Annotated in this window: 9 protein-coding genes and 1 tRNA gene; 3 read left to right on the top strand and 7 right to left on the bottom strand. The window is 39.2% G+C overall.

The genetic code is table 11. From position 1 onward, the window contains the following. Positions 1-9 precede the first annotated feature (9 nt). On the bottom strand, positions 10-2,175 hold the full coding sequence (locus tag ACW6NC_RS14315; protein ID WP_457867032.1) for a S9 family peptidase: 2,166 nt from the start codon (positions 2,173-2,175) through the stop codon (positions 10-12). A gap of 193 nt (positions 2,176-2,368) precedes the next feature. On the opposite strand from ACW6NC_RS14315, the gene ACW6NC_RS14310 reads away from it, so the two are divergent. Together ACW6NC_RS14310 and ACW6NC_RS14305 are read left to right on the top strand one after the other, a co-directional pair. After that, positions 2,369-3,688, top strand: coding sequence for a hydroxymethylglutaryl-CoA reductase, degradative (locus tag ACW6NC_RS14310; protein WP_457867030.1), 1,320 nt, complete (start codon positions 2,369-2,371; stop codon positions 3,686-3,688). Next, positions 3,685-4,605, top strand: a complete 921-nt coding sequence (locus ACW6NC_RS14305; protein ID WP_457867028.1) for a GYDIA family GHMP kinase — start codon at positions 3,685-3,687, stop codon at positions 4,603-4,605. Before ACW6NC_RS14310 ends, ACW6NC_RS14305 begins: the two co-directional genes overlap by 4 nt. A 52-nt stretch (positions 4,606-4,657) precedes the next feature. On the opposite strand, the gene ACW6NC_RS14300 is transcribed toward ACW6NC_RS14305, so the two are convergent. The 6 genes from ACW6NC_RS14300 to ACW6NC_RS14275 all read right to left on the bottom strand — a co-directional run bounded on the left by ACW6NC_RS14300 (position 4,658) and on the right by ACW6NC_RS14275 (position 12,291). Further along, entirely contained in the window at positions 4,658-6,778 is a 2,121-nt protein-coding gene (locus ACW6NC_RS14300) for a peptidylprolyl isomerase (RefSeq protein ID WP_457867027.1), read from the bottom strand. Positions 6,779-6,873: 95 nt separating this feature from the next. After that, positions 6,874-8,163: a hemolysin family protein gene (locus ACW6NC_RS14295; protein ID WP_457867025.1), complete on the bottom strand. Its 1,290-nt coding sequence runs from the start codon at positions 8,161-8,163 to the stop codon at positions 6,874-6,876. 189 nt (positions 8,164-8,352) lie between these two features. After that, complete coding sequence (lptC, locus tag ACW6NC_RS14290) at positions 8,353-8,922, bottom strand: LPS export ABC transporter periplasmic protein LptC (RefSeq protein WP_457867023.1); 570 nt, start codon at positions 8,920-8,922, stop codon at positions 8,353-8,355. Between the two features lies 1 nt (position 8,923). Next, a complete protein-coding gene (locus tag ACW6NC_RS14285; protein ID WP_457867021.1) occupies positions 8,924-10,297 on the bottom strand; it encodes a hypothetical protein in 1,374 nt (457 codons plus the stop codon). 18 nt (positions 10,298-10,315) lie between these two features. Next, positions 10,316-11,563: a hypothetical protein gene (locus ACW6NC_RS14280; protein ID WP_457867020.1), complete on the bottom strand. Its 1,248-nt coding sequence runs from the start codon at positions 11,561-11,563 to the stop codon at positions 10,316-10,318. After that, entirely contained in the window at positions 11,560-12,291 is a 732-nt protein-coding gene (locus ACW6NC_RS14275) for a type III pantothenate kinase (RefSeq protein ID WP_457867018.1), read from the bottom strand. The genes ACW6NC_RS14280 and ACW6NC_RS14275 overlap by 4 nt, the downstream gene beginning before the upstream one ends. A 105-nt stretch (positions 12,292-12,396) precedes the next feature. Between ACW6NC_RS14275 and ACW6NC_RS14270 the strand changes: the two genes are divergently transcribed. Then, positions 12,397-12,469: transfer RNA gene (locus tag ACW6NC_RS14270), tRNA-Phe, on the top strand. Positions 12,470-12,691: the final 222 nt, after the last annotated feature.

The following is a 12,691-nucleotide window of genomic DNA, read 5'->3' as shown; positions in this document are numbered from 1 at the left end:
TAGATTTGATTAAAGATTCTCAGTGATGAAATTGGTCATTTTAGTATAAAGATGACGCCTGGTGTTACCACCATAGATTCCATGGTTTTTATCAGGATATATTGCCCAATCAAACTGTTTGTTTGCCTGAATAAGAGCTTCCACCATTCTCATGGTATTTTGAAGATGCACATTATCGTCTCCTCCTCCATGTATTAATAAATAATCCCCTTTAAGTTTTTCGACATGATTTATCGGGGAATTTTCATCATATCCCGATGGGTTTTCCTGAGGAGTAGTCATGTATCTTTCCGTATAAATAGTATCATAGAACCTCCAACTTGTAACAGGGGCGACTGCAATAGCCAGAGAAAACACATCATTACCTTTGAGAATGGCGTTTGAAGACATAAAGCCTCCGTAGCTCCAACCCCAGATACCTATGCGATCTTCATCGATATATTCCCTATCACCTAGCATTCTTGCCGCTTCTATCTGATCTTCCACTTCGTATTTCCCCAGTTCTTTTTGAGTCACTTTTTTAAATTCGGCCCCTTTAAGACCAGTTCCTCTTCCGTCTACGGCTGCTATGATATAACCTCTATCTGCAAGAAGTTGATACCAGTAATCATTTGTACCAAAGTATGAATTTGAAACAGACTGCGATCCCGGCCCGGAATATTGAAACATCAATAATGGGTAGGCCTTACTGGCATCAAAATCTGAAGGTTTGATCATCCACATATTGAGTTCGTTGCCATTGACCTCAATGGTACTTAATTCCTTCGGAGAGAAATTATAAGCTTCTTCCTTTTCCAGTAAAGCTGTATTATCCTTAATTTTTCTAACCAATTTGCCGTTTTTAGCATGGTGAAGACTGTATTGATATGGAGTCTGTGTATTGGTAAAAGAATTAATGAAATAAGTAAAGTCTGCACTGAAATCTGCACTATTCATCCCCGTTTTATCAGTTAAACGGGTCTTCCTTTTTCCGTTAGGCTTTATAGAATAAACATCCCGGTTCACGCTTCCATTCTCCGTACTCTGATAAAAGATCCTGTTAGACTTTTTATCATAACCATAGTAGTCTGTTACTTCCCACTGACCGGAAGTGACCTGGTTTTCCAATTCGCCATCTTCGTCATATAAATAGATATGATTCCAACCATCTCTTTCACTGGTCCATATAAAATTATTATCTTCAAGAAATGTGAGGTTATCAGTAATATCAATATAAGCCTCATCGGTTTCGGTCATCACTACCTCAGTCTCATTATCCTCGGCATCCACAAAGATCAGATCCAGTTTATTCTGATGTCTATTCAACACCTGTACACTCAACACCTCCGGATCTTTAGTCCACTTTATCCGAGGAATGTAAAAATCCTTGTAATCCGTTAGGGCTACATCCTCCGTTTTTGCTGAAGCCAGATCATACAAATGCAAACTTACCTCAGAATTGGTTTCACCAGCTTTTGGATACTTGAAAACTTCCTGTCTTGGGTAAAGTTCTTCTCCAAATATATCCATAGAGAATTCGGGAACATCTTCTTCATCGAACCTTAGAAAAGCGATCCGATTTCCATTTTTGTTCCATTGGAAGGCTCTTACGAAAGCAAATTCCTCTTCGTATACCCAATCTGTAATCCCATTAATAATTTTGTTCTTCTCTCCATCGGAGGTTACTCTGGTTTGCTCACCTGAATTGAGGTTGTAAATAAAAATATCATTTTCAAAAACATAGGCTACTTTCGAAGCATCCGGGGAGAATGTGGGCTCCTGAACTTTATGATCAGATAGTTTTGTAAGGCTTCCATCGCTTATATCGTAGATATAGTAAATACCTCGCGAGGATCTCCTGTAGATCTGTTCTACTTCCGTTGAAAGCAAAACTTTGCTTTCATCATCGCTAAGCACAAAATCCTGGAAGGAGGAAATTCCATCTATTTCAGTCGTTGAAAGCAAGCTTCTTGATTTCCTTCCGGTTTTATAATCGTACACATCAATGCTGGCAGTCCCATTTTCCCGGTTTAAAACGACATATTCCTTACCATTATTGAGGGATTGAAGTGATTGTAATCGTTCCTGCCTAAAGGTACCATCCCATATCTCTTCTTGCGTGATTTGTTTGTCCTGTCCATAAACAACTGAGGATGCAGCAATTATCAACCCCAGTATAATATTTTTAAATTTCATATTTTTTTAAAATAGGTATCAATGCCCAAGTTTACTAAAATTTCAGCAAAATATGTTAATGAAAAATGTTAAATACTAAGAATTTGTTAAAGAAAATTGAGGTCAAGATGTTTTCAATTTTGCTTGGTAATTTTCTTATTCTGCTATCTAAACATAAGCTTTGTATCTTTGGCCTTCGAAAATTTCATGAACTATGATCTCACCTATAAGCGGTTTTTCCAAATTAACAAAAAAGGAAAAAATAGACTGGCTTGCTAAGACCTATTTAAAAGATCAACCGGAGGATGTGCGGATACTCAGGCAATACTGGAATGAAGACTCCCGCCTGCAACAACTACACGATGAATTCACAGAGAACACCCTTTCGAATTTCTATCTTCCTTTTGGTCTGGCACCTAATTTTCTCATTAATGATGAACTTTTGGCCATACCTATGGCTATCGAAGAAAGTTCAGTGATTGCAGCCGCCAGCAAGGCAGCCAAATACTGGAGATCACGTGGTGGCTTTAAAGCGGAAGTGATTGACACTCAAAAGATCGGGCAGGTACATTTTATTTATTCAGGGAATCCGGTGAAACTTTCCGACTTCTTTGAAATGGTCAAACCGAAAATGATCCAAGCCGTCAAGCCCATTACAAGAAATATGGAAAAACGGGGAGGTGGGATTTTAAATATTAAACTTCAAAATAGAACTGAAAGCTTGAATAATTATTTTCAGTTGCACTGTACTTTTGACACCCAGGATTCTATGGGAGCAAATTTTATCAATTCCTGTCTCGAGAAGTTTGCTGAAGTTTTCCAGGAAGAGGCCAAGGAATATAAAGCTTTTACTGCAGAAGAAAAGCAGATCCAGATTATTATGAGCATACTTTCCAATTACGTACCTCAATGCCTGGTAAGAACAGAGGTTTCCTGCTCTGTAGATGAGCTTTCAGAAGGCGCCCAATTAAGCGGCCAGGAATTCGCTGAGAAATTTATTCAGGCGATCCAGATCGCCGAAGTGGAACCTTATCGGGCCGTGACACATAATAAAGGAATTATGAATGGTATTGATGCCGTTGTACTGGCCACTGGGAATGATTTTCGGGCAGTAGAGGCCGGAATGCACGCCTTTGCCGCCAGGAGTGGAAACTACACCAGTTTATCTCATGCCAAAGTAGAGGACGGGATTTTCACTTTTTGGATGGAAATTCCTCTGGCCCTAGGTACGGTTGGCGGACTCACAAGTTTACATCCACTGGTTAAATTGGCGCTGGACATTCTCCAGCAACCCTCAGCAAAAAAACTCATGAAAATTGTTGCTGTTGCAGGATTGGCGCAGAATTTTGCTGCTGTTCGTTCACTGATCACCACGGGTATCCAACACGGTCATATGAAGATGCACTTAATGAACATTTTGAATCAACAAAATGCAACGCCGGAAGAAAAACTTGCATTAACGGAATACTTTAAGCACCATACTGTAACCCACAGTAGTGTTATGGAGCAACTCGCAAAAATACGCGCACAATGAAACAGTATTACAGCCATGGAAAATTACTGATCACTGGGGAATATGCAATTCTCGATGGCGCAAAAGCTCTGGCTTTGCCCACAAAATATGGTCAAGAAATGCAGGTAAATAGTTCCGAAACCCAGGGAATTTCATGGGTAAGCCTTGATGAAAAAGGGGAACCGTGGTTGAAAGCTAGTTTCATTTTGAAAGATGATAAAGTTATTCTGAGAAAAGATAGTAACAAAGATTCAGGGGCAGTAACCCGACTGCTCCAGATATTAAATGCAGCCAGGAACCTAAATCCTGATTTCCTTTCTAACAACAAAGGTTACCAAATCACTACCAAACTTGAATTTAACCGGAGTTGGGGCTTGGGTAGTTCCTCAACCTTAATAAATAATATCTCAACCTGGCTTGATATTGATGCCTTTAGCTTATTAGAAAACACATTTGGCGGAAGTGGATATGATGTTGCCGCTGCTCAGGAAAATACGGCATTCACCTATCAATTAATACAGGGACAGCCATCGATATTAAAAAGCCATTTTAATCCATCCTTTAAGGACGAACTCTTTTTTGTTTACTTAAATAAAAAACAAAACAGTCGGGAAGCAATTGCTCATTACCGCAAACAACCAGTGAAGAATATTGAAGTCCTTACAGATAAGATTTCAGGACTTACAGAGCAATTCCTTCATTGTGACAGCCTGACTGAGTTTCGTATCTTAATGGATCTTCACGAAACCCTTATTTCAAAAGCGGTCAATTTAACTAAAATCAAAACCAGACTTTTTCCTGATTTCTCAGGTAGCATAAAGAGCCTTGGAGGTTGGGGTGGAGATTTTATTCTCGCAACAGGTTCAGAAGAAGCCCAGCAATACTTCAGAGATAAAAACTATAAAACCATCATTCCTTTCAGTGAAATGATGCTATAAAAAAACGCCTCTTCAGAAAAGAGGTGTTTTTTAATCCATTTTTTTTTTTAAATTAATAGAATCTCGCCCGGTTATCTTCGATATCGGCTTTTTCCTTAAGTGCCTCAAAAGCCCGTTGAGCAGCCTCCTGACGTCGTCTGACAGTCTCCTGATCAGCAAAGCTCTTATAAGAATCCAGGGCAGGAGCTTCATTTTTACTTAACAACTCCACTACATAAACGCCATTTTCTCCCGTAAGGGGCTTACTTACCTGACCAGGTTCCATGGCAAAAACCGAACCTACTACTGCAGGCTCACTTCCAGCACCTGGAAGGGTTGGACTATTCAGGTTGATCGCGTTTGCAGACTGAACCATAGTGTTTTGCGCAGCAGCGATCTCTTCAAGACTATTCCCGCTAATTCTGCTTTTGATGATTTCCGCCTTCTTTTGTCTAGTTAAAATCGGAATTACTTCAGCCGATGCATTCTCTGCACTCATAAGACCAGCATCTCTTTTTGCAGTAACTTGAGCTACAACGTATCCTTGAGAAATATCAAATCTTTTCACCTCGCCTACTTTAACCTCATCTTCAAATGCCCATTGCACAATTCTTCTTTGGCTACCTAATCCCGGAATATTCTCCTCCAAAGCCTTAACATCCCTGACAGTTCTTAACTGAAGATTTTCCGATTTGGTCTGTTCGCCGAAGTCTCCTTCACGAGCAGCGATTTCAAATTTGGTCACCTCATTAAAAAGATTGTTTCTTGAACGTTCAGAAGGTTCAATTTCTCGGGCAAGAGTTGCAATTTTTACAGCTCTTTTCCTGTCACTCTGTTCTTCTATATGAATTACATGATAACCAAAATCGGTTTCAATCACTCCTATATCTCCGGCATTGTTATCAAAAATATACGCATCAAATTCAGGCACCATATCCCCAGGTCCGAAATACCCAAGATCCCCACCATTAGCTTTGTTGGATTCATCCGAAGAGTATTGTGCAGCTAAAGCAGCAAACTGGGATTTATCGCTACGGACCACATTAGCAATGCTATCAGCCAGTTGCTGAGCCTCTTCTTTGCTTCTAGTCACATCAGGAGCAAACTGCAAGCCCTGATAGGACACCAAAATATGACTGGCTTTGGCAGAATCTGCAATTTGCTTTGCCTCTATCAACTTGCTTATTTTGAAATACCCGTCGTGCTGGTAAGGGCCGAAGCTCTCACCCACCTCGAGGTTATATAGATCATCACGAAAATCGGCTGGAAGATCTTCTCTGAACATATAGCGGTCCTGATAAGGAAGATCAGAGTTTGAATTAACAAAACCTTCGTAATCTGTAGTTTCGTTAAAGCCAGGCAAGGTATCGTTTGCTTGTGCCGCAGAATTGTATTCTATCCTGGTTTCCATTAAAGCGGTAAGAGATTCTCTTGCCTCCTTGCGATCCTCTTCTGAGGCATCTTCTTCAAAGAAAACATACTGGATATTTCTTGAGGCCTCAGTTTTAAATTTGGCAGGATTTTTCTTGATATATTCACGGATCTCCTCTTTGCTTACTTCCACATTTTCATCTGGAACGGAGGTATAAGGAACCTGCACAAAATTCATATTTATATTATCATTCTCAAAACGGTATGCCTGTTCACCTTCTGTTAAGGTTGCCCCGACCCCAGCTGCCACCAAAGAGAAATATATATTCTCACGGGCAGAATTACCTAGGCTGTTTTCAAAATCTAACCATTGGCGATAGGCTTCCGGAGAAGTAGCTTTCATAGTAGCAACATATTCCCGAACTCTGTTTTCATCGAACATCCCTGCTTCATTGGTGAAATTGGGATTATTCCCCATTTGTGCACGCATCATCTCCCTGATTTGCGCTTGCTCTGCTCTAATTCCTAACTCTTCCAGTTCCTCACTGATGATTATCTCTCGCAATTTATTTTCCCAAACTTGGTTTACAGCTTGGGTCGTACTTGCATTGGCTCCCATATTTCGCTGGAAGTTCTCTACATTACGGGCAAATTCTTCCCGGTCGATTTCTTCTCCATTTACGGTTGCAATTACATTTTGAGATTTAGCGGAAGAAAAACCCCCGTTACGGATCACATCGGCTAACACGAAAGAAAAAAGTGCTAATGCAATGATAATGATCAAGAAAACAGAACGCTGTCTGATTTTATTTAATACTGCCATTTGTAATTATTATTTATCGGAATATAGGGGGCGAAAATAGCGTTTTTAAGCTAATTATAAAACTTATAATTAGCAAAATATTAAGGAACTCGGATTTAATCTGTAGGTTTGATTATAAGTTCCACTAATTCTATTTTAGTATTGGAAACTTCTTTGATTTCGAACTGGAAATCCTCAATAGAAAGGAGCTCCCCTTGCTGAGGGATTTCTTCGGTGCGGTTCACTATAAACCCTCCAAGAGTCTCATAATTTTCACCTTCGGGAATATTAATCTTGTAAGCCTCATTGAGATAATCTACCTCCAGCCTGGCTGAGAATAAAAAGTGATTGTCGCTTAAGCGTTCTTCAATGAGCACCGGTGAGTCGTGTTCATCTTCTATTTCCCCAAATAGTTCTTCCACAATATCCTCTACGGTTATCATTCCACTGGTACCGCCGTATTCATCAATCACCACGGCAATACTCTTCCGTTTTTTTATCAAACTATTCAATACATCCTTTACCCACATGGTCTCTGGGACGAAAACCACTGGAAGCAATATAGAATTTAATGATTTTGGTCTTTTGAATAATTCAAAACTATGAATATAACCAATAATATCATCTATGGTCTCGTTATAGACCAGGATTTTGGATAAACCTGTTTCTGTAAAGGTTTCAATAAGATCTTTGGGAGCCTTGTCCTTATCGACCGCAATTATTTCGGTTCTGGGAATCATGACCTCCCTGGCTTTAATTTCAGAAAATTCCAGTGCGTTCTGAAATATTTGGATTTCAGTATCTACCTCTTCATCGTTTTCCACTGTTTCCATTTGTTCATTGATAAAATTCCCTAAATCAATTTTGCTAAAAGCCAGCTGGACTTCATCTCCTTCGGTTTTAAAGAATTTTTTCAATACCAAATCTGAAATCCATATGACAAAATCGGAAATAAAGGTGAAGAGGACATAGAAAAAATATGCGGGTATGGCGAAAAATTTCAACATAGAATTCGCATAAATTTGAAAAAAGACTTTCGGAAGGAATTCAGCAGTAAAAAGAATAACTAAAGTGGAAATAACTGTTTGGGTTAGCAGATTAAGATCAGTTATTAAATATTGAAAAAAACCACTTTCTATCGGCTGCAGGGCAATCAACCACTTCATAAGAAGATCTCCCATGAAAAATCCGTAAACCACAAGCGCGATGTTGTTGCCCACTAACATAGTAGCAATAAACTTTGAGGGTTTCCGGGTAAGCCTCCTTAATACATTAGCTAAAAGGTCATTTTGACGCTTTTCAATCTCGATGTAAATTTTGTTGGAAGAAACGTAAGCAATTTCCATCCCAGAAAAGAATGCTGAAAAAATCAGGGAAAGGATGATAATAAATACCTCGTTTTGCATTAGAGTTATTTGTTGCGCTCCTCAAACTTACGCCTAAAACGCCTTTTAAAGAAGAACATAAATATAGAAATTACAACAAAAAAGATGAAAAGGTAGGCTCTGCCGCGTTCAGTGTTCCAGATCCGTATACTTTCAAAAAGAAAAAATGCCCCAATAACTAGGTAAGCATATTCAAAAAACTTATAATATTTACTCATCTTCTTTATCTTCTATAATTTGAACCCCTACGTTGGTACGGGAACGAAAATTACCGAAATTTTGATTAGAATCAAAACCCTGCCCTTCGTTGAGTGCTCCATTGGGGAAGCGTATCCTGTTTGGCCTGTCTGTAAAGACCCATCCTTGGTTTTGATCCCAATAAAGTTGACTGGCCTCCAATCGAGTACTGTCACTGGTATAAATCACTACATCCCCTTGTAAATCTATAAGACCGGTTTTCTCATAGATAACCCCATAATTTGCTCTTACAGTGCTGCGTTTATTCTCCGGGTCAAAAAACTCAACCTCAAGTCCCTCGGGAAATTCACGATAAGGGAAGTGCTTGTTAGTAAAATCCAGCATACGCTCACTTTTCAGAGTAGCCACCAGCCTTCCCGAATCCGTGTATTTAAGATTTAAATCCAGGGCTTCGGCCTGCGGAGCATCACCTTCAAGATCAAGGGCCCTGATTTCACTTAAATTGCCCTGACATGAAAAAAGCATTGTCACGCCGATTAGCGTGACAATGCCTGAAATTATTTGGTTATATGTAATTACCATTTTACAAATTAGGAATGCGAACTGTCTCGCCTATCCAGCAACCAATCTGAATTGCCTCTCCGGCACTTCTTCCTTCCTGGAAGACATCAGATTTTTGGGGCGCTCTTCCCATATAACTACTTGCAGCCTGGCTGGCGTTACTAGCTATAGAAGGATCGACACTGGCAGCTCTTCTTGCATAATCAGCAGCGGCCCAGTAAACAGCTCTTTTCTCAAAGGTTGTATTCCCACAATTGTTGGCACTTTGAGCATACATACTGGCAATCTGAAGGTAGGCGCTACCCAAAGAAGGTCTGGCGTTAACCGCTTTTCTATAGAAGTTTCTAGCTTGAGAAAAACTCCCCTGGTCCTTATAGTTCCCAGCAATTCTATAATAAATTCTTGCTTTCGCAGAGTTATCATTTTCAAGTTCGGCAGCCTCATTATAATATTGAAGGGCTTTAGATCTGTTTCCTTCTGCTTCTGCTAACTGTCCTAAAGAGAATGCTGATTTTGCAGAAGGATCAAGTTTGTGTAGTGCTTCAGAAACCTTCATGAATAAAGGGTCTTCAGTACAATCTTTTGCAGAAAGACGGGCGTTGGCATTTCTCAGCCAATCCACATCAGTTTTCTTACTATCAAAATCTTTGGTATAAAGAGGGATAAGGTTATCACAATCCGCCCGTTGTCCCAGTTTCGCGTTAATAGCATTTTTTACCTGGTTATAAGCTCTTAGATTAATTTCAGAATTCTTCACAAGGGTTTTCTCTTTTGAAGAAAGTTCCTCGGCTTGCTCCTGCTTCTCCAATAGTGGAGCTAGTCTTTCTGCAAGTGCATTTTCTTCAGATTCAACCTTGGCGATAACATCATCATACTTTGAAAACACTTCTTCCAGGCTACGCTCTCCTTCATCCTGCATATCTACAAGAAGGGAAAAGTAAGCATATATTCCTTTTGGACTTGTAAAGTTTTCACGATCTTCGGTGAAGGCTTTATCGAAAGCTTCATATTGATCCTCTTTATCTCCAATCTTATAATCAAATCTTAGCTGAGCAATATCTCCGTAAACTTTACCCTTTGAAGTTTTTTGAGGAAAAAGTTCTAACCGCTCTTCCCAAAGTTCGATGAGCTCTTCAATAAATTCTTCTTTTTCTTCGCCTTCCGCATTATCGATTTTATATTTAAGGGCTCTCTCTCCATACTGGAAAGTAGCTAGACTATATTTTGGACATTCCTTTCTAACCTTCATTAGAGGTTCGTAGGCTGCATCATAATTTTTTGCTTTTGCATCGTCATAAGCCAATGCCGCCATAGTCGCACAATCATTGGATTGTGCATTTACTACACTTGAACCGAATACGGCTCCAAATACTAATGCTATTAACTTCGCTTTCATTTTCTTTAGTTATAGTGGTTAATCAAATTTTCTTCTTTCAAACCATTTTCTGGCTTCCGTCAGGGAAAACCCCACAGAAACCCTGAAAATATCCTCTTTTATCAATCCGGAATCTGTTGTACCGCGCTGTCCATACTCTAATCCAAGGTTGATATTTGAGAAACCTGGTCCTATAGGCAATCCCAATCCAAAAGTAATGCCAAACTCATTGATGTCTTCATTATTGAGACTAAGACCGGTTTCCTCATACCTGAATCCTCCTCTAATTACAACCCTTTTAAAATAGCTGGTAAGGGAATTGTATTGAGGAATATAGTAACCTCCCAACTTATATTGTGTTGCTTCATTATACACTGCGGCCTCATTTATAGTATTGGATCGATCAAGATAAGCATTGCGTCCCATTTTAATATACTCTCCCCCAAAGAACCATTTATTGGGGCGACCAAGTCCTCCACCAACAGTAATTCTTTCTGCAAGATTGTATTTGGAATCGGGTACTTCAAGGTCTCTAACTTCTACCGGTATTTCTCCATTTTGGGTAAAGGCAATTGTAGCTACTTCTCTTTTGTTCTCTGAAGTAAGACTGGTTTCAGGAGAATATGTAGCAGAGGCATGAAGTTTTAGACCATTCGTAAGTCTCATCTGGAAATCACCACCAAAATTAAAACTCAATCCTTTAAGATCTGATCGGCTTATATCCCGGCTACCAAGTTGAATCTCTTCTCTAACTAAGGTTCTTCTATTCTGGAAATTACCGAAATTATAGCGAGCATCTATTCCAATGCTGAAATTTCTATTTATTTCGTAACCACCAGAAAGGTACACCCGATTAAGACCTCCGCGTCCCTGCAGCCTTGTGGCAACATCCTCCTGAATATCAAGAATACGGTAACCTACAGAAGTTTCAGGAATAAGACCAAAACCAAAGCCGAATTTTCCAACTGGGATACCTAAAGAAAGATAATCCAAAGAGGTGATCTTTGCCTTATCACTTTCCATATCTGACTTCAAACTGCTCCGTTCGTGACTTCCTGCTATGGCATAAGTTGTACGTCGTAAGCGTCCATAGCCAGCAGGGTTATTAAGATTAAGGTGAATACTATCCGAAAACACGCTTAAACCACCCATCGAGCGATTTTCTATGGTCCCTTTAAACTTAGTTAAACCAATTCCGTAATATGAATAAGGGGAAGAGATATTTTCCTGTGCCGCGGCAAATGCCGTAGTTAATACAGCTACGATTACTATAAATCGTTTAATCATTGAGTCTTGTTAAATTCTAAAATGTAGTTTAAACCCTCAAATAGAAAATTAGGGTTGGCAAATATGCCATTTTTTAATTGCTTTGACAAAAATAGCATATCCCCACCTGTTAAAATAATTGTTAAATCTTTATTTTCAGTTTTATACGAATTAATAAAGCCGTCGATTTCATAAAGCACCCCATTAACAACACCTGAATTCATAGCATCTATGGTGGAATTCCCTGTAATTCCGGGCTCTGCCGCAGCCTGTCCCATTGGTAAATTACTAGTAAACTCATGCATGGCCCGGAATCTCATTGTGAGTCCTGGAGAGATAGCTCCTCCCAAATATTCATCATCTTTATTCTTAAAATCGTATGTAATACAACTACCAGCATCAATAACCAGAACATTTTCACCCGGATAATTCCTAACCGCAGCAGCAATTAGTGCAATTCTGTCCTTTCCTAATGTTGTGGGGGTAGCGTAATGATTGGAAAAAGGCTGCTTTATATCCATGGTCAAAATCACAAGTGTACTGCGTTGTTCAAGGAAGCGCTCTTCCCTTTCGGTGTTTTTAATCACCGAAGAAAGAATAGAATATTCGATATGAGGGAAAGATTTAAAAATTTCTTCAGTTTTTTTAAAAAAATCTTTTCCCGGTACTGAAACTTTATACTGAAGGCTAGAATTTTGAAAGACAGCCATTTTCACTAGAGTGTTTCCTATGTCTATTACTAAATTCACCGGTTTTTTTTTGAAATAGCTAAATTACAAAAGCATTTTTTCATAAAATCCTTTGTGGGTTAATAAAATTGAAATTATATTTGCAACCGCTTAAAACAAGCAACTGGTGCCTTAGCTCAGTTGGTAGAGCAAAGGACTGAAAATCCTTGTGTCCCTGGTTCGATTCCTGGAGGCACCACTTAAAAACCCGAGACGAAAGTCTTGGGTTTTTTCGTTTATCTACTTCTGACATTGCTTCATTTAGCAGGAAAACGAAGCTTTAAAATGCCGGAGAACAGAGAACAAAAAGGATCAAGCCTAATAGTTGTGTTTAAGCAAAGATTGGATCAAGCCTAATAGTTGTGTTTAAGCAAAGATTGTGGTTAATCTGTATAGAAAGAATTCTACATTTTTCACTCCT

The organism is Salegentibacter profundi (assembly GCF_054121475.1).
Note: the sequence above shows the minus strand (reverse complement) of the source record. Positions and strands in the feature narration are given on the sequence as shown.

Bases quoted from the DNA above. Each gene is read 5' to 3' on its own strand.
- ACW6NC_RS14315 (WP_457867032.1), bottom strand. From the start codon at position 2,175: ATGAAATTTAAAAATATTATACTGGGGTTGATAATTGCTGCATCCTCA.
- ACW6NC_RS14310 (WP_457867030.1), top strand. From the start codon at position 2,369: ATGATCTCACCTATAAGCGGTTTTTCCAAATTAACAAAAAAGGAAAAA.
- ACW6NC_RS14305 (WP_457867028.1), top strand. From the start codon at position 3,685: ATGAAACAGTATTACAGCCATGGAAAATTACTGATCACTGGGGAATAT.
- ACW6NC_RS14300 (WP_457867027.1), bottom strand. From the start codon at position 6,778: ATGGCAGTATTAAATAAAATCAGACAGCGTTCTGTTTTCTTGATCATT.
- ACW6NC_RS14295 (WP_457867025.1), bottom strand. From the start codon at position 8,163: ATGCAAAACGAGGTATTTATTATCATCCTTTCCCTGATTTTTTCAGCA.
- lptC (WP_457867023.1), bottom strand. From the start codon at position 8,922: ATGGTAATTACATATAACCAAATAATTTCAGGCATTGTCACGCTAATC.
- ACW6NC_RS14285 (WP_457867021.1), bottom strand. From the start codon at position 10,297: ATGAAAGCGAAGTTAATAGCATTAGTATTTGGAGCCGTATTCGGTTCA.
- ACW6NC_RS14280 (WP_457867020.1), bottom strand. From the start codon at position 11,563: ATGATTAAACGATTTATAGTAATCGTAGCTGTATTAACTACGGCATTT.